This is a genomic window from Algibacter marinivivus, assembly GCF_003143755.1.
GTDB classification, from domain to species: domain Bacteria; phylum Bacteroidota; class Bacteroidia; order Flavobacteriales; family Flavobacteriaceae; genus Algibacter_B; species Algibacter_B marinivivus.
Genome location: NZ_QFRI01000001.1, coordinates 1,144,768 through 1,167,430 on the forward strand (window position 1 = coordinate 1,144,768; position 22,663 = coordinate 1,167,430).

At 30.8% G+C, this 22,663-nt stretch carries 20 protein-coding genes and 1 tRNA gene; 8 read left to right on the forward strand and 13 right to left on the reverse strand.

All coding sequences use genetic code 11. From position 1 onward, the window contains the following. Window positions 1–46 precede the first annotated feature (46 nt). Window positions 47–391 carry a DUF4345 domain-containing protein gene (locus tag DIS18_RS05285; protein WP_245925578.1) on the forward strand — a complete coding sequence of 115 codons (345 nt, stop codon included), beginning with the start codon at window positions 47–49 and terminating at the stop codon, window positions 389–391. Here the strand turns inward: DIS18_RS05285 and DIS18_RS05290 are convergent. The 4 genes from DIS18_RS05290 to DIS18_RS05310 all read right to left on the reverse strand — a co-directional run bounded on the left by DIS18_RS05290 (window position 374) and on the right by DIS18_RS05310 (window position 3,324). Then, a complete protein-coding gene (locus DIS18_RS05290; RefSeq protein WP_245925580.1) occupies window positions 374–583 on the reverse strand; it encodes a hypothetical protein in 210 nt (69 codons plus the stop codon). The two genes, DIS18_RS05285 and DIS18_RS05290, sit on opposite strands and share 18 nt — an antisense overlap. A gap of 1 nt (window position 584) precedes the next feature. Beyond that, window positions 585–788: a hypothetical protein gene (locus DIS18_RS05295; RefSeq protein ID WP_109351971.1), complete on the reverse strand. Its 204-nt coding sequence runs from the start codon at window positions 786–788 to the stop codon at window positions 585–587. Further along, on the reverse strand, window positions 785–2,179 hold the full coding sequence (locus DIS18_RS05300; protein ID WP_109351972.1) for a radical SAM protein: 1,395 nt from the start codon (window positions 2,177–2,179) through the stop codon (window positions 785–787). The genes DIS18_RS05295 and DIS18_RS05300 overlap by 4 nt, the downstream gene beginning before the upstream one ends. A gap of 410 nt (window positions 2,180–2,589) precedes the next feature. Beyond that, window positions 2,590–3,324, reverse strand: coding sequence for a prolipoprotein diacylglyceryl transferase (locus tag DIS18_RS05310; RefSeq protein ID WP_109351974.1), 735 nt, complete (start codon window positions 3,322–3,324; stop codon window positions 2,590–2,592). A 67-nt stretch (window positions 3,325–3,391) separates the two neighbouring features. Between DIS18_RS05310 and DIS18_RS05315 the strand changes: the two genes are divergently transcribed. Beyond that, window positions 3,392–4,522: a T9SS type A sorting domain-containing protein gene (locus DIS18_RS05315; protein ID WP_109351975.1), complete on the forward strand. Its 1,131-nt coding sequence runs from the start codon at window positions 3,392–3,394 to the stop codon at window positions 4,520–4,522. 29 nt (window positions 4,523–4,551) lie between these two features. After that, complete coding sequence (dusB, locus tag DIS18_RS05320; RefSeq protein WP_109351976.1) at window positions 4,552–5,547, forward strand: tRNA dihydrouridine synthase DusB; 996 nt, start codon at window positions 4,552–4,554, stop codon at window positions 5,545–5,547. A gap of 1 nt (window position 5,548) precedes the next feature. On the opposite strand, the gene DIS18_RS05325 is transcribed toward dusB, so the two are convergent. Both DIS18_RS05325 and rbfA read right to left on the reverse strand, forming a co-directional pair. Beyond that, complete coding sequence (locus tag DIS18_RS05325; RefSeq protein WP_109351977.1) at window positions 5,549–6,754, reverse strand: FtsX-like permease family protein; 1,206 nt, start codon at window positions 6,752–6,754, stop codon at window positions 5,549–5,551. 98 nt (window positions 6,755–6,852) lie between these two features. Continuing rightward, a complete protein-coding gene (gene rbfA / locus DIS18_RS05330) occupies window positions 6,853–7,257 on the reverse strand; it encodes a 30S ribosome-binding factor RbfA (RefSeq protein WP_109351978.1) in 405 nt (134 codons plus the stop codon). 102 nt (window positions 7,258–7,359) lie between these two features. On the opposite strand from rbfA, the gene mce reads away from it, so the two are divergent. The 3 genes from mce to DIS18_RS05345 all read left to right on the forward strand — a co-directional run bounded on the left by mce (window position 7,360) and on the right by DIS18_RS05345 (window position 10,091). Further along, the gene (mce, locus tag DIS18_RS05335) at window positions 7,360–7,764 is read left to right on the forward strand and encodes a methylmalonyl-CoA epimerase (protein ID WP_109351979.1); all 405 of its coding nucleotides are present in this window, start codon (window positions 7,360–7,362) and stop codon (window positions 7,762–7,764) included. Window positions 7,765–7,813: 49 nt separating this feature from the next. After that, window positions 7,814–7,887 (forward strand) — tRNA-Ile (locus DIS18_RS05340). A gap of 281 nt (window positions 7,888–8,168) precedes the next feature. Continuing rightward, complete coding sequence (locus DIS18_RS05345; RefSeq protein WP_181363986.1) at window positions 8,169–10,091, forward strand: helicase-related protein; 1,923 nt, start codon at window positions 8,169–8,171, stop codon at window positions 10,089–10,091. Window positions 10,092–10,328: 237 nt separating this feature from the next. On the opposite strand, the gene DIS18_RS05350 is transcribed toward DIS18_RS05345, so the two are convergent. From DIS18_RS05350 to DIS18_RS05380, 7 genes are all read right to left on the reverse strand, one after another. Then, entirely contained in the window at window positions 10,329–10,844 is a 516-nt protein-coding gene (locus DIS18_RS05350; protein WP_245925581.1) for a hypothetical protein, read from the reverse strand. Beyond that, window positions 10,834–12,036 (reverse strand): hypothetical protein, encoded by a 1,203-nt coding sequence (locus DIS18_RS05355; RefSeq protein ID WP_109351981.1) that lies wholly within the window; start codon window positions 12,034–12,036, stop codon window positions 10,834–10,836. The genes DIS18_RS05350 and DIS18_RS05355 overlap by 11 nt, the downstream gene beginning before the upstream one ends. Continuing rightward, window positions 12,036–14,222, reverse strand: coding sequence for a type II secretion system protein GspD (locus tag DIS18_RS05360; RefSeq protein ID WP_109352595.1), 2,187 nt, complete (start codon window positions 14,220–14,222; stop codon window positions 12,036–12,038). Before DIS18_RS05360 ends, DIS18_RS05355 begins: the two co-directional genes overlap by 1 nt. A 37-nt stretch (window positions 14,223–14,259) precedes the next feature. Beyond that, a complete protein-coding gene (locus tag DIS18_RS05365) occupies window positions 14,260–15,666 on the reverse strand; it encodes a GspE/PulE family protein (RefSeq protein WP_109351982.1) in 1,407 nt (468 codons plus the stop codon). Between the two features lies 1 nt (window position 15,667). After that, window positions 15,668–16,108 (reverse strand): hypothetical protein, encoded by a 441-nt coding sequence (locus tag DIS18_RS05370; RefSeq protein ID WP_109351983.1) that lies wholly within the window; start codon window positions 16,106–16,108, stop codon window positions 15,668–15,670. Window positions 16,109–16,148: 40 nt separating this feature from the next. After that, window positions 16,149–16,541 (reverse strand): prepilin-type N-terminal cleavage/methylation domain-containing protein, encoded by a 393-nt coding sequence (locus tag DIS18_RS05375; protein WP_109351984.1) that lies wholly within the window; start codon window positions 16,539–16,541, stop codon window positions 16,149–16,151. A gap of 102 nt (window positions 16,542–16,643) precedes the next feature. Then, window positions 16,644–17,318 (reverse strand): response regulator, encoded by a 675-nt coding sequence (locus DIS18_RS05380; RefSeq protein ID WP_109351985.1) that lies wholly within the window; start codon window positions 17,316–17,318, stop codon window positions 16,644–16,646. A gap of 196 nt (window positions 17,319–17,514) precedes the next feature. On the opposite strand from DIS18_RS05380, the gene DIS18_RS05385 reads away from it, so the two are divergent. Then, window positions 17,515–22,113: a DUF6443 domain-containing protein gene (locus DIS18_RS05385; RefSeq protein ID WP_109351986.1), complete on the forward strand. Its 4,599-nt coding sequence runs from the start codon at window positions 17,515–17,517 to the stop codon at window positions 22,111–22,113. Window positions 22,114–22,160: 47 nt separating this feature from the next. Further along, window positions 22,161–22,649 (forward strand): hypothetical protein, encoded by a 489-nt coding sequence (locus tag DIS18_RS05390; RefSeq protein ID WP_109351987.1) that lies wholly within the window; start codon window positions 22,161–22,163, stop codon window positions 22,647–22,649. Window positions 22,650–22,663 lie beyond the last annotated feature (14 nt).

Here is a 22,663-nt window from a genome sequence, read left to right on the forward strand (position 1 = left end):
ACTATAGATGATTAAAACTAAACGGGATTTTATTAATAAAATACACTTGATTATTTCAATTTTAATCGTTGTCCCTGTAGCATTTATTTATGGTTTTAATCCCGATTATCAATTTAATATTCATCTAAATACAGTTGATGAACACAACTTCTTTAAAGCCATTATGGGTTTATACATAGGTTTTTCTGCACTTTGGATTTTAGGAATTTTTAAAGCTAACTATCTAAAAATAGCCTTAATTACCAATTTAATCTTTATGCTAGGACTGGGTTTTGGAAGACTATTAAGTTTTGGAATTGATGGCACACCAACTTTTGGATATATTTTTGGCACTTTTGCCGAACTATTTTTAGGGTTTTACGGCCTATGGGTTTTAAAAACCAGCAATTAAGGCACCACAAATACCAAGGCTAATAATAAGATATACAGCAGCTAGAATAAATAATATTTTGGCTGTTTTTTTATTCTTTTTTAGCACTGCAAAACCAATAATAGCTAGTAAAATTGCAGGACCAAACATGATGGCAATTAACATAATAATTAAACCATCAAAATTCATGTTCGGACTTAAAAAATGCATCATTTTAAAAAGATAAAATTCCACAAAAACCTAAACCAATAATAATATATACAGCAGAAATTATAAATAAAACTTTAGCTGCTTTAGGGTTCTTCTTTCTCATTACAAAACCAATTATTGTCATAATTATTGCAGGAGCTAAAGCTAAAAGTAAAATTCCTAAAATTACCCAGATAATCTCGTTACCAATTTCTAGAAAACGTATCATATTGTTTCATTTCTAAGCTTTTCCAATCGTGCTTTTTTATCATCTCTATAAAACATATTCATGGTTTCAAAAGGGATAATTTTATTGTCTTTATCCACAATATGCACACACGATTTTTTAATGGCGCGCACATCAAAGTTATAAGCATCAATAAATTGCATAATAATAATACGAAATAAATTATCGTAACCCAAGTTTGGTGCATCAATATTTGGTAAACAGCACATTATACTTTTTAGGTTTTCTTCAGCCACCTCAACTGAATTTCCTGTGCTAAATAACTCAATCATCTTACCCTGCAACTGAGAGTCTTGCTCATAAATAATGGTGTTTTTGCTATTATCCAACAAATCATTCGGATTAATATATCGTGTTAAAGGGAACACCTCATCATCCAATTTTAAGGCATAACCCATTACCAAAGCATCTGGATTACAAGGCACAGGTAATAAGTCATCAGGATTAAAAATATCAGTTTGTTCCATAATTTTTCGGCGCACTTCAGTAAGTGTCATTCTATCCGTTTCGGGATTAAAATTATCTAATCGCCCCGCAATTTGAGTTGGTTGTAGCGTAACACCACGCACACATTTTTGCTTTAAAGCATAGTCAATAATTTTTCCAATCTCATGGTCGTTCAAACCCTTCTGAAGTGTTACTACCAAAGTTGTTGATAGGTTTACAGCATTCAAATTTTCAATCGCTTGTTTCCGTATGTCATTCAAATCTGCACCACGTAATTCTCGTAAAACTGAGTTTTCAAACGAATCAAACTGCAAATAAATTTCAAAATCGGGTGCATAAGTTTTTAGTCGTTCCGCGAAAGCGATATCCTTAGCAATTTTAATGCCATTTGTATTCAACATTAAATGCCTGATAGGTAAAGATTTTGCATAGTCTAAAATCTTCCAAAACTCTGGATGTATAGTAGGCTCACCACCCGAAATTTGCACTACATCAGGTTCTTTTTCGTTCCTAACAATGGTGTCTAGCATGGTCTTAACTTCAGCCAAAGTTCGGTGTCTGCCATAAGTTGGCGAAGACCCCGCATAACACGTTGGGCATGTTAAATTACATCTATCCGTAACCTCCACAACAGTCAAGCAAGAGTGTTGCTCATGGTCAGGGCACAACCCACAATCATAAGGACAGCCATAATGCGTTTGCGTGTTAAATTTATACGGCGTTTCACTCGGTTTATTATAGTTCCTTATGTTTTTGTAATACTCAATATCATCGGCAATCAACACCTTCGAGTTCCCATGTTCATTACACCGTTTTAGCATATAAACATTACCATTCTCAAATACAATTTTAGCATCTACACGCCGTAAACATTCTGGACATAAACTTAAAGTAAAATCGTAATAGGTATATTTTCTAACAGGCATATAATTTATATTTTTTGGGCGTTACCACAAGGGTCGGGCTTTCACTACTCAATCCCTCCTATGTCGGAGATTTCAAACATACCGTTCAATCCCTAACGCGGGCGTATTTGCCAGTGTAGTTTAATCCATTATTATTTTTTTGGCTTACATAGGTTATTTGTTAGCTTACAACCTATGCAATATTTAGAAGCGTTTTATTTTATTAGCAATATCACCAATAGTGTTATTCCGCCACTCATCATCACTGCGCTTGTCCAGTAGAAAGTTCTCGAACTCCATTGTTTCCACATTTCCTTACCATACAATTTTTCTGCATACTTTTTAGTCAACTTCCAATACAGAAAAGTGATAATTAAAAAGAGCGCTAGAGCTATTAGTATTGTTAAATTATTTTCCATAAGAACAATGTTTTACTTTTTTCTTGGTATTAAAGTCTTTCTGTAATACAACAAACAAATTAAGCATAAAATCTGAATAGTACTTAATCCAAGTACATAAAATACATTCGGCTTTAAAAATTCAATAAAAAAGCGAAATCCGAAATAAAAAATCATAAACCATTTAAAAAGGTCTCCGTTTTTTAGGTTTCGATTACTCTTAATATACTTTAAACCAATAAATAGGAGAACTAAAAACACCAATTCGTATAACGATGTTGGGTGCCTCATTATGCCATCGCCTAAATTCATAGCTAAAAAAAGCGAAGTTTCTTCACCATAAGTAAACTCATTAATTCCAGAAAGAAAACAACCAACTCTGCCAATAAAAATCCCAAGAATAATAGGAAGCGTAAATAAATCTCCTGAAGATTCAGTTTCGCCAATACGTTTTTTAACAAATTCTACACCCAATAAACCACCAAACAAACCACCCATAATGGTTTTTGTGTTTAGTAACTGAATGATGTTTTGTTGCGAAAAGTCAATAATAGGGTTTTCTAAAAAACCAACTAATCTAGAACCAATTAAAGCACCTAATGCGGCCCCCAGAATAATAGATAGTCTGTTATTTGAAGAGATAACATCAGAGCTGCGCCTTCTTAAAAAAACGTAATACCTAAACGCCACAAAAAAGGCAAGGTATTCTAAAACTAAATGAATATTTATGTTGTAGCCAAATAATTGTGGCTCAAAAGGAATTTGCAAAAGCTGAATTTTTTATAAATATATATGTTTTTATGGTACATTTAGCATGGAAAGAATATCAAGATCGATGAAAGGAGTAATTTCAATATTGTGTTTAGTTTTTACTATATCAAATGCTTTTGCTCAAATAAGTAATGTTACTGAAGCGTTTTTATTGCCATCAAGTTTAACTGAATCTTCAGGAGTAATATTCTTCAATAATAGATTAATTACTCACAATGATTCAGGAGGAGAGAATAAGCTGTATGAATTAGATGTAAATACTGAGCAAATTATAAGAACAGTTACGTTAACCAATGCTATAAATGTGGATTGGGAAGATATAACTCAAGATGATACATCTATTTATATTGGAGATATTGGGAATAATAATGGTAATAGAACCGATTTAAAAATCTATAAAATTAGTAAATCAGATTATATAAGTTCTAATAGCATTACTGCAGAAATCATAGAATATAATTATGCAGATCAAACTGATTTTTCATCCAATCCAAATAACACTATTTGGGATGCCGAAGCTTTAGTGTCTTTAGATTCAAATAATTTAATTTTATTCACAAAAAATTGGATTGATGGTATAACCAAAGGCTATGTTATTCCATCAACAGCTGGTATGTATTCTGTTAACCCTTTAACTTCTACTTTAGTAAGCGGAGGCCTCATTACTGGAGGAACCTTTAATTCTTTAACAGGTAAATTATATTTAATTGGTTATGACCAGACTTTGCAACCTTTTGTTTGGGAGAGTTTTAATTTTAATTCAAACGATGTTTTTTCAGGAACCAACACGCTTACTACTTTATCTAATTTAGGTCAAGAACAAGCAGAGGCGATTACTTTTGTTGATGCTAACAACTATTTGGTAACTTCAGAATCTTTTTCAATTTCTGTTGGTCCTTTTACAGTATCTGATGATGCAAAACTGATATCGTTTTCAACAAATGATACGACATTATCAAACACTTCAATTGAAAACTTATCTGATGTTATTTTATATCCCAATCCTGCAATTTATACTTTGAAAGTAAAGAGCTCAAATCATTTTTTCCTTGAAATATTTGATACTAAACTAACACGGTTGTATAAAGGTAATGCTTCAAATATTGATGTGTCATCATTTAGCCAGGGTATTTATATTGTAAAAATTCATCTTGAATCTAATAGAATACTTGTTAAAAAGTTTATCAAGAAATAATTCTTAATTTTGCGCCAAAATAAAATAGCTTGGTAAAAATAGATAACATAGAACTTCCAGACTTCCCATTGCTTTTAGCACCAATGGAGGATGTTAGCGATCCGCCATTTCGTGCTTTGTGTAAGGAACAAGGTGCTGATGTGGTTTATACCGAGTTTGTGTCTAGCGAAGGCTTAATTCGTAATGCAGCAAAAAGCGTTATGAAGCTAGACATTTATGAGAAAGAGCGTCCGGTAGGCATCCAAATTTTTGGAGCTAACTTGGATAGTATGTTACAAACCATTGATATTGTTGAAAAATCTAAACCAGATATCATAGATATTAACTTTGGTTGCCCTGTAAAAAAAGTTGTAAGCAAAGGTGCTGGTGCTGGTATTTTGAAAGATATCTGTTTAATGGAGAAACTTACTGCGGAAATGGTAAAGCGAACCAACTTACCAATTACAGTTAAAACGCGATTAGGTTGGGATCATGATTCTATAAAAATTGTTGAGGTTGCTGAGCGTTTACAAGATGTGGGTTGTAAAGCAATTGCTATTCATGGTAGAACTCGCGCCCAAATGTACAAGGGTGATGCCGATTGGAAACCTATTGCAGAAGTAAAAAATAATCCTAGGATGCATATTCCTGTGTTTGGAAATGGAGATATAACTAGTCCTGAACGTGCCATGGAAATGCGAGATGATTACGGACTAGATGGTGCTATGATTGGTAGAGCTTCAATTGGAAATCCTTGGTTTTTTAAACAAGTAAAACACTTTTTTGAAACAGGTGAGCATTTGGCACCTATTTCCTTAGAAGAACGAGTGGAAGCTGCTCGTAGGCATTTACAAATGTCTATAGATTGGAAAGGTGAAGTTTTAGGTGTTTTTGAAACCCGTCGTCATTACACAAACTATTTTAAAGGCATTCCACACTTTAAAGAATACCGTATGAAAATGGTAACTTCTGACCATTCTGAAGATGTTTTTGCTGCTTTTGATGAGGTTCTTGAAAAGTTTGCTGGATATCAGTTTACAGAGTAATTTATATAGTCTTCATTAAAGACTTTGTAATTCTTGTTGATGCTATTTTTGAAGCTATAATACCCAAAATTGAAATGGTTATAAAAACGATTATTAGGTTTTCAAGCTTAATACTTACGGGGTAGGCAAGTGTTGGTGTAATCATAACAAGGCTGAAAACTTTTTGAAACGCTGTGATAATTAATGCAAGAACCAGCCCTATAAGTCCGCCAACGATACTAATCAAGCTGCCTTGGAAAAAGAAAATTTTACGAATATCTTTTACGGTAGCTCCAATATTAAATAAAGTGCTTAAACTTTGCTTTTTGTCAAGTATCATCATAATTAATGACCCAATAACATTGAAGAATGCGATAATGAGAACCAATGTGAAAATCAGATAAACTGCTAAGTTTTCTGTATTTAGCATTTTATAAAGTGCATCATTAAGTTGCGCTCTATTTTTTAGAATAACTTTATCTCCTAAAATAGCTTTTATGTTTGTTTTTACTTGGGTTTCATCAACATCATCTTTTAGCTTAAACTCTATGGAAGAAATTTGATTGTCTTCATAATTAAGTAAGTTTTTTGCTAAATCTATTGGGGCATAAACATAAGTATCATTTAGTTGTTCATTTATAAAAAACACACCTACACTAATAGCTTTAACATTATTAAAAGCGTTTTTTGTTGAAGATATCTGCCCTTTTCCGGGTTTAGGCACATATACATTTATGGGCTTCGTGAAGTTTAAAACACCAAGGGATAAACTATTTGAAATACCCCAACCCACAACTAGCTGATTGGATTTTTGTTCTAACCAACTACCGTGATCTAAAGTTGAATCAATAGACACTACACTTTGGAAATATTCGTCTACACCTTTAATAACTGCAAGTGTATTTTTATCTTCTGATGCCAAAAACACACGCTCTTCAACTATTTTAGAATAACTAGCAATATCAGCTAAATTATTAAGTTGATTAATTTCATTTTCTGTTAAAATAAAAGATTTTCCAATAACGGTTTCAGCTTTTAAATCAGGATCAACTTGACTTGAAAACTGTAGTGTAAAATCTTTTAAACCTGCAAAGCCAGAAAGCACAATAAATAAGGAGGCAGAACCTAAAATAACACCAATGATAGCAATATAAGTTATAAAGTTTATAGCGTTATTTGAGCTCTTAGAGCGTAAGTAACGTTTTGCTATGTAAAGGGAAACATTCATAATCTATAATATTATGAAAATATAATGACAAAATGAATGTTCAAGCAGACCATTGAAAAAACAATAAAAAATTATCTGGTTAAAACTCAATTAAAACATTAAGACTTTTTTCTTTTTTCAAGAATTGTAGGGTCTTTTATTGGGTTTTCTTTCCCTTTTAAAGATTTCTCAATTTGGTCTATATACTCTAAAGAGTCGTCAATAAAAAATTCTAAATTAGGCATACGGCGTAGTTGATGCCTAGTACGTTGTGCTAATTCATGACGAATTGCTGGCGTGTTAGATGTTATGCCTTCTAGTAACTCTTTGGCTTTATCATTAGGAAAAATACTTAAGTATACTTTTGCAACACCTAAATCTACAGTAACTTTCACTTTACTTACAGAAATTAAAACACCACGCATACCGCCTTGAGTGGCAGCACCTTGGAGCACTTCAACTAAATCCTGTTGTAAAACGGTTCCTATCTTTTTTTGTCTTTGACTTTCCTCTATGTTACTCATTTATTAATACCTATTAATTAAAGGTTTAGGTTGCAAAAATAACGGATATTTAAAGATTATGTTACTTTTAAAGTGATTTTCGTATTTTGAAATAAAAATTTGATGAATAAAATTGAACATATAGGTATTGCGGTAAAAAATCTTAAAGATTCAAATGAATTGTTTTCGAAACTTTTTGGCGAGCCACATTATAAGGTAGAAGAAGTTAAGAGTGAAGGTGTAAAAACGTCTTTTTTTAAAGTAGGCAATAATAAAATTGAATTATTAGAAGCCACAAAAAAGAGTAGCCCTATAGCTAAATTTATTGATAAAAAAGGGGAAGGGATTCACCATATAGCCTTTGATGTTGATGATATAAAAGCTGAAATTAAGCGACTTAAAAAAGAAGGCTTTAAGGTGTTAAACGATACCCCTAAAAAAGGAGCTGATAATAAGTTGGTTGTTTTTTTGCATCCAAAATCAACAAACGGCGTTTTAATTGAGTTGTGTCAAGAGATAAAGGAATAATTTTTCTTGCTAACAATTAAAATAAGTAGTAATATTGCACTCCAATTTCGGTCCTATAGCTCAGTTGGTTAGAGCACCTGACTCATAATCAGGTGGTCCATGGTTCGAGTCCATGTGGGACCACTTTTAAGAGATTGTAAAGCCTTGATAATCAAATGATTACTCAAGGCTTTTTTTGTAGGGCTAAAACATATGCTCAAATTCTTCTGGAAACCTTTGCTGTCATTGACGTCGTAGAAATAGTTTTATATCACTAATTATATTTTTTCGTGAATAAGTGACTACACTTTTACACAAGTTAGTTTACCCCTTTTATTCCTATTTCCTTTTGTCTAAAAAGCTTTAAAGCTTATGAAGAACTTGTTCAAAAACCTCACCTACAACAAGAGGCTAATTTAGAAACATTGAAAAAGTTTATAAGTAAGTTTACTGTTAGACGAACTAAAAGAGAAATTAATAAACTTATAGACAAAGCACCTGAAAACTACATAAATAAATTAGGTGTTAAATGTAGATTCCCCGAACAGGTTCCAAATTATTATGACACTAAAGAGACAGAACAAGACAAAACTATAGTTCAGTCTATAGGCGAATTATCAAAAGAGCTAAAAGGAATTACCTATTTAACCTCATTGGTCGCTCCTTCTTATGAGTTTATAAATATTGATAAAGTTCAAGAATATGTTGATCGTCGATTTACTTCAGCTAAAGGTCTTAGTAGATACAACATTAGAAAATGCCTACGATCATCGGATGTAGCCTTATATGAGCATATTTATGGAACACGAAAGACAAAAAAGCAATATCAATTCAAGACTTCAAAAAATGAAAACAAAGCACGAATTGATTCTATTGAAGCACTTATTCATAGGAATCGTTTACCAACCTTAAGCAAGGTATTTAAAGATTGTGAAATCCCTGATTGGTATAAAGATAAATCAAAGTTTATCGCTGTTTGTCAGAAGGAAGTCCAAATATATAAAGATATAGCAGAGTTAACACTCAAATTATCTGGTGAAAGAGAATTAGGTAAAATCAACTTATTGGCTAATATTTCCAAGAAGCACAGTAAAATTGTAGCTTTTGATAGTACTGTAATTACCTTAAATTATTTTGAACATTTATTTAGAATGAATCACCCAGATCAAGATATTTTAGTTGCTACTGGATCAAATAAAAGAGATAGTGAAAAGGTTCTCTCTAAATTCGAATTAACTTCTGAAGATAACTTAAATACAATTGCATTGTGCTCAGATAAAATGGCTGAAGGGGTAGATTTACAGAAGGCGTCAGTTACCGTTTTATTGGATATGCCAAGTGTATTAAGAGTTGTAGAGCAACGTTTAGGAAGAATAGACAGAATGGATTCAATTCACAAAAAGATACTCACTTATTGGCCTAATGATAGTGATATTTATTCTCTTAAGGGAGATCAAAGGCTAGTAGAAATAAATGATTTTGTAGAAAATACTATAGGTTCAAATATTAAAATGCCAGAAGAATTAAGCTATAGACATTTCCAAAGAACAGATAGTATACAAGAAATGGTTCAAGAACTTAAAGAATATTCTGAAAAAGACGAAACATGGGAAGGTATTCATGATAGTTTTCAACCTATAATTAATCTAAAAGAAGGAGATAATGCAATCATCAAGGAATCTGAATATAATCAGATTAAAAATACTAAAGCAACTATTAAAACTAGAGTAAGCTTTTTAAATAGCAAAAGCGATTGGTGTTTTTTTGCCCTTAGAGGGAGTGAAACGAAAAGTTCTAGATGGTATTTTATAGAGTCAAATGCAAATAATAAAATATTTACCGAATACCCTGAAGTTTGTGAAAAACTGAGAGAGTATATAAATGGTACTAGTGAAAAAAAGAAATGGGATGATAAGCACTTGAAAAAATACATTAATATACTTAAGGATAAAGAAATTCAACTATTGCCCCCTAAAAAAAACCGAGCTCTTATTGTAGCTAAGAACCTTCTTGAAAAGAAAATAAGGGGTAGAAAGGATGATGAGTTAAAAAAGAGAGTAATGAGAAAACTTTTGAACTTATTAAATCCTAAAAAAGAAAGTGTTGATTTTGAAAGTCTTGCTGATTTATGGATAAATGTACTACAACCAAGATTAACAGAAAGGAGGGAAAGAAATAAAATAAAAAGGAAAGTATTTAACTTTGAAAGCTTAATAAAAGGTACTGCTCCAAATTTTATAGACTTTACAACTGAAGAGTTGTCTGAAATTCTTGAAAAATGTCCAGTTTCAGAAAATATTAATACAAAAATAGCTTCTTGTATTATAGGGATTAAATCTCAATTTTAATATAACAAAAGTAAGCTCCTATTAGTATCTCATAATTTACAGCCTAATCCTTTTATTAAAAGCAATTAAATTAAAGTGGGTTGTAATATGCTCTTGATTTTCAATGCGAGGAGTCGCTGAGAGTTCTGTAAGGCTGTAGAGGACTACATTAAAGTCTTGAAAACCTTTATTAATAAAGAGTTTGTGTTTGTTTTAATTTTGAGAGCTCAAATATATGCTAAAACCTCGACTAAAAAATCAACCAAAACTTTTCAAAAGCACACTTGCTTGTAAATAATTTTTTCCAGTTCTAAAATTCTTTTTCTTTTCAAAGTGAAGATTAATAATTTCTCCAAATTTGGTTTGTTGCTCTAATTGGTATATAAGTTTATTAATAGAATTGTAATCACCCTCAAGAATAAACCCATAAGTTTTGATTACAAGATTGTTTTTAGCAATTTTGTGGGGTTCAAGAAAACTAATTACTTTAAGATTATTTTTATTTGCAAATGCATTGATAACCTTTAATAGATTATTTTGAATAGAGGAACCATCTAATTGGTATTTAGTCAAAAGGGAATCATAATAAACTTCTTTTTGTTTTAATAACGATAATTGTTTTGATCCATTTTTGAACAATAATGCTTCTTGAGACAAGGTGTTAAACTGTTTTTTTTGTTGAAACGTTTTATTAATAGCTAATTGATAACAAAGCATTAATACAAGAGTAAAACCAATAATAAGTACTATGTTTTTTTGTTTATTATTCGTCATTTAAAACTATTTTAATTTTAAAATTTGAAGTATTAGAAGATGTTGTTCCATAATTAATAATATCTACTTTATTGATCCAATCTTCCTGCTCTAATTGGTTTATATAGCTTGAAAAAACTTCACTATTATTTGAATCTCCAGAGATACTTATGCTGTTTTTGTCCACTTCAATACCTTTATCGGTTTTAATCCGTTTTAATAATGGTTGATAATTAAACTCAGAAAGCAAAATACTTTTTGGTAAAATGTTAATAATCCTGTCATTATAAAACGAACTTTTCGAACAATTACTTTTTAATAGATCATCGACTGTTTTTTGTTTTTTGGAAACCGATTCATTAAGTTTAATAATTTGATTTTTTGTGGATTGATTGATTTCAGATACTTGTTTTAGCTCATTAACTTTATTGAAATAATGATTAAAGGCAAAGAAATTAATTAATAATAGTCCTAAAATAAACAGACCTCCAATTTTTAAAAATTGATCAAAAAAACGTTTTTGTTTGTAGTTATTAAGGAGACTACCTTTTTCTTCAGAAAAGTTAGTCTTTGTTGTGTTACTATTTAAAACTGTTTGTAAGGCACCTGAAAAAGATAGCAAATGGTTATTAGAAATAGTTAATCCATTAATATCATAGCTTTCTAATGGAATACTATCTTTTTCAATTTGAAGAACTTGATTGTTTTCAAACTGAATTATAGAGTTAGAAGTGTAAACTCTGTTTTTATCAATAAATTCAGAAATATTTACAATCAAATTATTTCCTAATGAAACATTTATAATCGAAAGATTTTGTTTTGAATATTCCTCAATGAGGTTATTCACATAATCTTTTCGGCATAAGGCTATAAAATGTTTATTTTTTTGGGATAATACTTCAAAATAAAAGTCTTCAAGATTGATATTTGAAAATGCTTTATATACTAATTTTAGAGAATCTTGTTGTTCACTTTCGATAGTTTTAGAAAGGACTTTGTCATTATTTAGAACTAGAACAATATGTTGGTTTTTATGGAGTTTATTTGATAAATCTTCGATTTTTTTTTCTTCAAAAGAAGATTCAATATTTAATTCTTTTTTAGATCGGTTTAACAGTGTAGCATATATAACTTCAGCATCTTCATTACTAGTGTGTTCAACAGCACAAAAACGATTCCCAAATTGTAAATATGTCCAAAAATTGTCTAGCATTAATAAATTATTGTAGGCTTGATTAATACGGTTAATTTAGCTTTTTTAGCTTCGCGTTTACGTTTACTAAATAACCATTTGATAATTGGAACCCTTGCTAAAAAAGGGACTCCAGAACCAGAATTATTTTTCATTTGTTCTTCAAGACCTCCAAGAACTACAATATCTTGATCTTTAACTCTAATTATTGAGCTAAACTCGCGCGAACTAATATCTGGTGGAGCATCTTCAGCAATACGAGATCCAAAACTCGACTGAATAACAAATATGTCTAAGGTGACTTGTCCATCTCCAGAGACTAAAGGTTTAATCGTTAAGCCTAATTCTGCATCAATAGGTTGATAGTTTGTGATCTCTGAAGTTTGCGGGTTATCAGTACCATAAATATTACGTTGAGTCACTGCATAATAAGATGTCTGTCCATTAGAGAAAGTTGCTCTATGCCCATTTAAAGTAGATAGTTTTGGTGTAGAACGCACTTTCAAATTACCGTTACTTTCCATAGCTTTAATAGTTGCAAAAAAGTTAGGAACAACTTTACCCAAATTAAAAGACCCAAATCCATCAAAACCACCAATAACTTTATTAATTGTATTTGCTCCTAAAGTAATATCAGTTTCAGGAAAAATAGCACCATTGGTCGTCACTGGTTCATCTCTAATACCCCAGCTAACTCCTGTTTCAACTAAAGACGTATTATTAACTTCAATAAGCATAACTTCAATTAAAATAACAGGAACAGGTTTGTCAATTTTATTTATAAAATTCCTAAAACGCTCAATATTAGCACTAGGGCCATTAACATAAAAACTATTGAGTTCATAATCTACCTTAATATCTAAATCTTGTTTGACTTCATCGGGAAGTATATTTACAAGAGCTTCTACTTTATTATTAAAATTGCTAAAGTTTTGATTGGAGTTGGTATTAAGTTGATTTCTATTCCTGTTTGAATTACTAGAAGAGTTATAAGAATCAAATTGGTTATTAGAATTGCCAAAGTCTGTATTATTTGTACTGAAGTTTCTCCCTACAGTTCTATTACTACGATTACCTCCAGATGGGTCAGACAATAATTCTACTGAACGATGTTGTAAATGAATAATCGCAACTCCACGTACACTCAATTGGTTCTCTTTTCCAAAAAAATAAATATTCCCTTCTTTTTTGAATGTAAAACGTTTTAATCCATTAGTATTATTCGAAACGGTTTGATCTGAATTGTTGGAGTTTGAACCTGTTTTTGCTTTGATAGTTTGTGTTTCAAAAACGCTGGTTAATAAATCATCAAAAGAAATATTTTTTGCTTTAAAAGTTACAGTTCCAGCTTCATCTAAAGGTGTAGCAGTAAATACATTGATATCTAGTTCGTTTCCAATGTCATTGATTATATCTGCTATAGGAGTATTTGCAAAATTTACTTCTAAAAGCTGTTCCTCTAAGTTTTTAATTTTAAAAAAAAAGTTAGAATTACGCCTTCTGGATGGTTGTTGTCTTGCTTGTTGGTTGTTTGGGGTATTTGAGCTAGTAATTAGTGGTGATGCATTACCTTCAAATACAAAAAAACCATCTTTTGACTGTTCAACATATAAATTATTAGCAAAGGCCAGTTTATCCATTGCAGATGCGAAAGGTTTTTGTTGAATATATGCTGTTAAAACCCTGCTTTCTAGACCAGGAGAAAAAACTAAATTCTTACCAGTTTCATCCATAATACGCTTAAATACATCATATAATTTATCGCCTTTAACATCTAAAGAAATAGTATTATTAGTCGGATTGTAAGATATTGGAATTAAGCGTTCTAATGGGGTTTCTGCCTTTTTCACATATTGTTTTATCGATAAAATATTACCTGTGAATTCAATTGATAATTTATACTCTTTACATAAAAAAACAAGTAAATCCGCTACTGTTACATTGGTAAAATTGTTGGTTATGGTAATTTTATTAAGTTCTTGGGAAACATTAATATTAATCTTATGTACATCAGAAACTGCCAATAAAAAATTTGCTAATGTAATGCTATTGACATTGATCTCAGTTTTTACATTTTCAGTAAACCCAACAGTTTCAGTAGATAAAATATTCAATTGACTTTTTATGTTTTGAATACGTTGTAGGTCTTCTTGAGAATAAGAAAACCCAACGTTTAATAGTAATAATATATATAGTATTTTCTTCATAATATTTTCCACGCGGTCGGGGAATCTTATTTAATTTTTAATCTGAAAGCAAAGCGTAAACTTCTTCTATAGAAGTTACACCTTGTTTAACTAAGTCTATAGCATTGTTTTTTAAAGTAGCAATGTTATTTTCAGAGATGTAGGTATCAATTTCTAACTCATTTTGTTTGATATATTGAATCAATGTTTTATTAATTGGAATAATTTCATAGATAGCTTTTCTGCCATTATAACCAGTATGATAGCAACTGTTACATCCAATAGCTTTATAATGGGTTTTTAAATCGCTTTGTATTTTAAAATTGGAAGGAAATAATTCAGAAGAAATCACATCTTCTTCCTTACAATCATCACATAATTTTCTAACTAAACGCTGAGCTACACTTACATTTAGAGTACTCGCAATTAAAAAAGAAGGAATATCCATATCTATTAACCTTGAAATAGTAGCCCAAGCGGAATTGGTATGAATAGTAGATAGAACTAAGTGTCCAGTTAGTGCAGCACGAATAGCCATATTGGCTGTTTTAGCATCACGTATTTCTCCTACCATAATTACATCAGGATCTTGACGTAAAAATGTACGGAGTGTACTAGCGAAATCTAGTCCAATATTTTCTTTAAGCTGAACTTGATTAACTCCCTCAAGTGTATATTCTATAGGGTCCTCAATAGTTAATATATTGGTTTGATCATCATTCAAAAGCTTTAAAGTAGCATATAAAGTAGTGGTTTTTCCAGAACCTGTTGGTCCAGAAATTAAAACAATACCATTAGGCTTTTTTACGGTTTCTTTATAAGTGTTTAGTTCAGTTTCTGTAAATCCTAAATCACTTAAATTAATATGATTTGCATCTTTACTTAAAATACGAAGTACTAGCTTTTCACCATGTAATGTTGGTAATGATGAGACACGAATATCAAATTCATTTGTATTTGTTTTTACGGTAATACGACCATCTTGAGGTAAGCGTTTTTCAGAAATATCTAGTCCCGCTTTTATTTTTAGTTTATTAACAATGACAGGATATTCTTGTAATGAAATGATAAATTGTTCTTTAAGTTTCCCATCTAATCTAAAACGAACTCTACATTTATGTTCATAAGGTTCAAAATGAATATCACTACTTCCGATGTCTTTGGCTGTGAATAATAATTTTTCTAGAAAATCAGTGCTGTAATGTAAATCTACAGATTGATTTTGATTGCGTTGTCTGAAATTAATACTTAAATATTGTTGAATATTTTCGGTGCTTTCTTCTATAAGTACAATTTCCTTATTTAAAACAATTTGTAATTCTTGTTTTAGAGCATCTGTTACTTGATTCGTTTTAAAGATTAATGTTCCATTTGTAGCTTCAACAGGAATTATATGATAATGATACGCCTGTTCATTAGAAATGAGCTGTAGTAAATCTGTTGTTATGTTGAAATCTTTTTTCAAGTCAAATGGTGTATACTGATTTTAGAATTCCAAACCAATGTGAAATATATGCTATAGCAAAAAACAGACTTAAATAACCTGCTAATGGAACGGTTTCTTGTTTCGTTCTTTGTTTTATAAAAAGATGCAAGACTAACGAAAACAATAATCCAAACACAAATAATATTAGAAAGGACACACTAAAAAAACTAAATGCTAATGCTAAAAACAGTAACCCATCTCCTAATCCAAAAGTGTTTGACACAGACGTTTTAAGCTTTATCCTAGAGTATAAAAATACTACGCCAATTAATAAGCCTACAAAAATCAGATTTATAGCTACTGTTGTATAAAATAATTGAGAGAAAGTGTTTAGATACATTAACATTCCAGAACAAATCCCAATAACTGGAAACAAAAACCAATACACTTTGCGTTCTTTAATGTCTTGTAGAAATACCATAACAAAAGAAGTTAATAGAAGAATTTTTAAAACAACCACATTAGTCTTTTAGGATTTGTTTTGGCGCTCCATTTTCATCAATTTCCCAAACATTAAACACGCCATCTCCATCAAAATCGGTTATGGCTGTCGCTCTGGCTATAAAGCTGTTGTTTGTAGCACTTAAAATCTCATAACTATAATTAGCTCTACCATTTTCATTGACAGTTTTTGGGGCCTCAAAGTCTATTTCACTAAAGTCAGTAGAATATTTAGAGTACATATAACGATAGGTTGTTTGTGAATTATAGATATGACTTAATTGTAGTTGAGCTTCAGTGCTTTTAGCTTTACTAATTAAAGGCATTAAATTGGGTAATGCTAAAAGTAATAGAATACCAATTATTACTAACACAATCAGAACTTCTTGGAGATTATAACCAGATACTTTCATTAAAAATGAATTTTAAGCAATATAAGAAACTACAAAAGCAACAGTTAATAATCATGTCTTACAATTTGTAAGTGATAAACTTACTTTTTGTAAGAAGTGTTTTTATAAAAACCCATTCTCTTCAGCAGCTTTTAAAAGCGCTTTGTCGTCTTGCTTTTGTGTTTTAAAAACTTCTTTTAAAATTCTTTTTCTTTTTTCTATACCACCTTGAGACAGCGGTAATAACTCTTTTAGTTCTTTCATTTTACTCCCATTATTAAGAGCATAAAGTAGCAGTTTGTCTATATTATTCAGTGTAGTTTTACTTGAAATATTTTTTCTAAGTAATTGCAATATTGAGGTGCTGTAGTAAGGTACATTATTAATCACATCTTCAACAACTTTAGTTATAGCTTTTATACCTATATCACTTTTATAAAGTAATCCGTCAGGATTAATATTTTGGAGAATGTTGTAAAACTTTAGCGCATTGTAATGGCCTGTTATTATTACAATTTTAACATTATGTCTTAAATTTTTAAAGATGCTAGCTAACACTTCTCCAGATGTAATTTTAGAAATATTTGAAGGAAGATTTATATCTACAAAAATCAAATCATAGGGTTTGTTTTTCAAGGATAATTCGTATTTGGATAAAGCTGAATCACCACATGTGGCTGAATCTACTATAAATTTTAAATCACTATTAAGTGCGTTTATCTGCTCAAGTGAATTTTTGTAAGCATCTATAATAATTGGATGGTCATCAATGAGTAATACTCGAATAAATTTAGTCATAAATAATTGATATTATTTGAAATTAAAAATAAAACAGCTATTAATTATTGTTATTAAGAGATTCTCAAATGTAATATTTTTAATTGAAAAAAATAACTTACATATGGTAAGAATTATAATTACTTATTGTAAGGTGTTTTTATTCAAGTGAGAATGATTTTTTTCTAGTTTTATTGGGTGTAAATATCGTTTTTTAATGAAAAAGTTATATTCTTTCCTTGTCGTTTTTCAACTTTTATTTGTTTTACAAGTTGGAGCTCAGTCTATTAACCAGAACTATGTAAAAACTACAGAATTTTTGGAATCTGTTATTGTAGAAAGTGATTTCACATCTAGTTTTGGTGGTTGGCAACAAAATGGAAGTGTTAGTTATTCATTAGAGAGCGATAGGCTTAAAGTCAATGTAAATAGCTCTTGGGAAGGGGTTAAGCATTATATAAATGGTTTTAGGACTAAAGCAGGTGAGGTTCTGCGTATTAAATTAATTTTCGACAAAGGAAATACATTAGCTAATGTGAGACTGTATCTTCAAGAATTGGATTCTAATGGAAATACTGTGGCGTGGAATGTGAAAGATGGTAATATTCAAACAGGTATTCATGAATATAGTCATACCATGGCTGCTAATGGGAACAGTATTATATTTCGTATTGATAAGCAGAACACACATACAAATTCTGATACTTATTTTTACATTGATTATGTTAGCTTAAAATTAGGGGGTGATACAGCTTCAGTTGAAAAACTTGAAAATATCACCTACCTTGACGGCTTTGGGAAAGCTAAACAACAAGTTGCTGTAAAACAAAGTACAAATCAAAAAGATATTGTTCAGCATATAGAATATGATGAATTTGGAAGAACTACAAAACAATATCTAGCATTACCCACTACTCAGAATACAGGGAATTATATTAATAATGCGCAATCACAAATATTGAGTTACTATCAAAGTAATTTTACAGATCAACATCCATTTGCAGAAGTAAGGTATGATAGTTCGCCATTAAATAGAAAATTAGAGTCCTCAGCTCCAGGAAACACTTGGGAACTGATTAGTAATTCAGATACGGATCATACAGCGAAATATGATTATGATGTTAATGATTATTCAGAAGTTAGGTTGTTTGAAATAGTAAATCAACCCGATAAGACTTTTCAAGTATCAAATTATCAAAAAGGGGAGTTGTTAAAAAACGTTGTGAAAAACGTGAATTGGAGTTCTAGTGACGGTCTTTTAAATACTAAAGAGGTTTTTACAGACAAGAATGGTAGGAAGGTAGCTGAGTTTAGTTATGAAGATGATGGTGGTTCAGTAAAAAAACTCAGCACATATTACGTCTATGATAATACAGGTAATTTAAGATATGTATTACCACCTAAAGCGTTTGAAAAACTTTTTTCTTCGGATGTGACGTATACACCTTTTGATTTAACTTTTAATTGGACGCTATTTGTAGATAATCCTTCTACAGTTACTGGTAGCGGAGATGTTAATATTGAATTAGAGTATAATAGCGTTTTAGACTTTCACCGACTACTTTTAGATTTCAATCTAAGTTTCCCTTTTGTTTGGGGTGGTAGTAATGGTGCTTATTTAAAACAAGGTAATATTGTTTCAATTCCCATTGATTCTAATTTACCCAAAAAATATTTATTTAGTGTTTATGACACCAAAAACGGTGGCCCATCAATACCAGGAGACCCTATAGGTACTGTTGACTCTGGTGATCCAACAAAAACCAGATATGAATACTCAATACAAAATGGTTATTTGTTTGTAGAGTTTATTGTAGGTACAGATTTTGGTAGCTCAACTACACCTTTTAAGGTAAATACAGTTGATACAAATTCTGGAAGTGTTTTAGAAGGTAATTTTTATAATGAAGATGCCATTGATAATTTAGCATTTCAATACAAATACGATGAATTTAATAGACAAATAGAACAAAAAGTACCGGGTAAAGGATGGGAATATATGGTATATGACCAATTGGATCGCCCTATACTAACACAAGATGCGCTTTTAAGACAAGAAAATAAGTGGCTATTTAATAAATATGATGCTTTTGGTCGAGTAGTTTACACTGGTATAAGTACACATTTTGCATCTCAATCAAGTTTACAGAGTCAAGTAGATAATTTTATTAATGCAAGTTCCAATAAATCTAATATAGAATCTCGAACTTCATCTACTTCTAGCATTGGGGGAGTGTCTATAAATTATTCAAACAATGCATTCCCTAACAGTGGTTTAGAAACGTTAACCGTAAATTATTATGATAATTATAATTTTACTGATTCTAGTAAACCAGTAACGCCATCAAATATTTTAGGGCAACAAGTTTCAACCAGAACAAAAGGATTACTTACAGCAACTTGGGCAAAAACAATTGGTAGCTCAACTTGGGCAAAAAATTACACCTATTATGATAAAAAAGGAAGAGTAGTTTATGTACATGAGCAAAACCATTTAGGAGGTTATACCTATAATAAATCAGAATTAGATTTTAGAGGTAAATTAACTTTATCAGAAACAGATCATAAAAGGAGCTCTAGCCCTAGTGCCAATTTAAAAATTGTTGACCGTTTTGAATATGATCATGTAGAACGTCCTAAAAAACATTTTCAAAAAATTAATACACAAGCAGAAGAGCTTATTGCCGAAAACTTATATAATGAGTTAGGGCAATTAGAAACTAAATCATTAGGTGACGGGCTTCAAGATATAGATTACACTTATAATATAAGAGGTTGGCTATCTAAAGTTAATGATGTTAATAATTTGGGCTTAGATATGTTTGCCTATACTCTAAAATATAATGATGCCATAGAGGGAACCGCTTCTGTAGGCAACCAATACAACGGGAATATTAGGCAAATTATATGGAAATCTGCAAAAAACAATTTAAAGAAATCGTATGCTTTTGAGTATGATAAACTCAATCGATTTTCAAAATCTATTTATCGTGAAAATAGTAGTTTAACTGGAGGTGCAGGTAGATTTGAAACCTATAATTTATCGTATGATGCCAATGGTAATATACAAGGTTTAGCGCGTAAAAACCAAACCAATACCATTATTGATAATCTAGATTATACTTACGATAATGGAAACCAATTATTAGCTATAAATGATACATCAAATAGTACCGATGGTTTTAACAATGGAACAACAGGAACCTCTACAGGCGATTATGATTATGATGTTAATGGTAATTTAATAAAAGACCTCAATAAAAATATAACAAATATTGAATACAACCATCTAGATTTAGTAACACGAGTAACTTTTGGAGATGGTAAAAAGATAGAATTCACCTATGATGCTGCAGGAACTAAATTACAAATGAAAAATATTCCTCTCTTTGGAGGAACTACAACTATTGATTACATAGGTGGTTTTCAATACACCAACACACAGTTGCAATTTTTTCCAACCGCAGAAGGTTATGCCTATAAAGACGGTAGTACATTTAAATATGTTTATCAAATTAAAGATCATTTAGGGAATAATCGTATTAGTTTTAGTGACATTGATAATAGTGGAGCTATTAATCCAATAAATGAGATATTTTCTAATACTGATTATTATGTTATGGGGCTTACACATAACGGAGAGTTTATTTCGTCTGCGGGTTCAAATTACAATTATAAACTTCAAGGTAAAGAGGAATTGGATTTTGGAAATTATAATATGTATGATTTTGGTAGCCGTATGTACGATGCTTCTGTTGGGCGTTGGTTTAATACAGATCCTCAAAATCAATTTGGAAGCCCTTATTTGGCTATGGGGAATAACCCAGTGATGGTTATTGACCCTGATGGTGAACTAGCTTGGTTTGTGCCAATTATTGCAGGTGCTGTTATAGGTGGTGCAAATACTGCAATTCAAAACCCAAGGGCAGATTTTGGTGATATATTAACTGGAGCTGGTATTGGTGGATTAAGTGGAGCTGTAAGCTATGGTATTGGAGAGCTTACTTCAGGTATAACTAGTTTTGGTACAAAGTCTCTGGTTAGTGCTGGATTACATGGTGTGTCTCAAGGAAGTTTTTCTTTTGCGCAAGGTGGTGACTTCTTTACTGGAGCTGGTATTGGCGTTGGAACTTCTTTTTTATCATCGTTAACGTCAGATTGGAGACCTGGAGCTCAAATTGGTGTATCAGCATTGTCTGGAGGGATTATTTCTGAAATAACAGGTGGAGATTTCACTGAGGGTTTTACTGGAGGACTTGTAATATCATGGTTCAATCATGCGGCACATCAGACTGAGTATCGATTGACAAAGGCTAGACTAAAAAGAGCTCTGAGATCCCTAGGTTTATGTATAAGTTGTTCAGATCAAGAAGTTGGCCTTGCTTTTGAATTATTAGTAGCAAAATATTTCACAGATGAAGGTTTGACTGTATTACCTGGCGGTAATTTACCTGAGCATACTATTTTAGGAGGTACTGTTCCTGATTTTCTTGTGGGACTGGAAGGAAACGTTACAGGAACTTATGCCTTTACAGGAATGATAGAAGCTAAAGCAATGAATGAAGGTAGGTATTTGTCAGCTTCAAGTAATAATGGACAAATATTAAAACAGCAACTTTTATTAAGAAATATAGTTGATTTTCATTCAATGGGGGGAAGAGGTGTTTATTATTTGGCTACTACTGCAGGTGTCAAAGTAAGTCCAAGTGTTAAAACAACTGTAACCTTTTTTGGGAATGATTATCAAAGACTTACGCCTTATTTTAGCGGGAAACTTGGTAGTTTAGATATCACTTTTAAAGCAACAAGTAGATAGTATTTTATTTGTAAATTGTAAAATTTGAAATCAAATAAATAAAAAATATGCCTTTTAAAACTAGTATTTTTAATAACTACCAAGATTTTTTACTTGATATTAATTTTGATAGAAAACTTAAGTTGATTCAAATGTTTGAATTGATAAATAATCCTATAATTGATATTCGATCATATGAAAGTATTGAATATCTCACAAATGTTGTTATGAAAAAATCTGAAAAATCTGATAATATTTTCATCTATTGGTTTTTCTGTTGGGGAGAACATATAAAATTGAATTTCTCTTCTCAATGGGCATTAATTAAGTATAAATCTCCATTAATATCAGAGTATTACTATCCAATTCTTATTGATAAAAAAGATCAAATATGGCAAGTTGGTTTTGATTGTGAAAAAGCATATTATAAATATAATCGTTTAGCTAATATAAGTTTTTCAACCTTTTATAAAATGCATGCGGAAAAGTTATTAGTTCAATCTAAACTTAAAGATATAGATAAAAGTATAAACGATTTGATAAGATTTGATAATTAATATAAATTTATATG

What these genes read in the sequence shown, in the direction of transcription:
- mce (WP_109351979.1), top strand. Translation starts at nt 7,360, where the DNA reads ATGAATAAAATTGAACATATAGGTATTGCGGTAAAAAATCTTAAAGAT.
- DIS18_RS05315 (WP_109351975.1), top strand. Translation starts at nt 3,392, where the DNA reads ATGAAAGGAGTAATTTCAATATTGTGTTTAGTTTTTACTATATCAAAT.
- DIS18_RS05350 (WP_245925581.1), bottom strand. Translation starts at nt 10,844, where the DNA reads ATGACGAATAATAAACAAAAAAACATAGTACTTATTATTGGTTTTACT.
- DIS18_RS05390 (WP_109351987.1), top strand. Translation starts at nt 22,161, where the DNA reads ATGCCTTTTAAAACTAGTATTTTTAATAACTACCAAGATTTTTTACTT.
- DIS18_RS05290 (WP_245925580.1), bottom strand. Translation starts at nt 583, where the DNA reads ATGATGCATTTTTTAAGTCCGAACATGAATTTTGATGGTTTAATTATT.
- rbfA (WP_109351978.1), bottom strand. Translation starts at nt 7,257, where the DNA reads ATGAGTAACATAGAGGAAAGTCAAAGACAAAAAAAGATAGGAACCGTT.
- DIS18_RS05300 (WP_109351972.1), bottom strand. Translation starts at nt 2,179, where the DNA reads ATGCCTGTTAGAAAATATACCTATTACGATTTTACTTTAAGTTTATGT.
- DIS18_RS05360 (WP_109352595.1), bottom strand. Translation starts at nt 14,222, where the DNA reads ATGAAGAAAATACTATATATATTATTACTATTAAACGTTGGGTTTTCT.
- DIS18_RS05295 (WP_109351971.1), bottom strand. Translation starts at nt 788, where the DNA reads ATGATACGTTTTCTAGAAATTGGTAACGAGATTATCTGGGTAATTTTA.
- DIS18_RS05375 (WP_109351984.1), bottom strand. Translation starts at nt 16,541, where the DNA reads ATGAAAGTATCTGGTTATAATCTCCAAGAAGTTCTGATTGTGTTAGTA.
- DIS18_RS05325 (WP_109351977.1), bottom strand. Translation starts at nt 6,754, where the DNA reads ATGAATGTTTCCCTTTACATAGCAAAACGTTACTTACGCTCTAAGAGC.
- DIS18_RS05385 (WP_109351986.1), top strand. Translation starts at nt 17,515, where the DNA reads ATGAAAAAGTTATATTCTTTCCTTGTCGTTTTTCAACTTTTATTTGTT.
- DIS18_RS05380 (WP_109351985.1), bottom strand. Translation starts at nt 17,318, where the DNA reads ATGACTAAATTTATTCGAGTATTACTCATTGATGACCATCCAATTATT.
- DIS18_RS05370 (WP_109351983.1), bottom strand. Translation starts at nt 16,108, where the DNA reads ATGGTATTTCTACAAGACATTAAAGAACGCAAAGTGTATTGGTTTTTG.
- DIS18_RS05355 (WP_109351981.1), bottom strand. Translation starts at nt 12,036, where the DNA reads ATGCTAGACAATTTTTGGACATATTTACAATTTGGGAATCGTTTTTGT.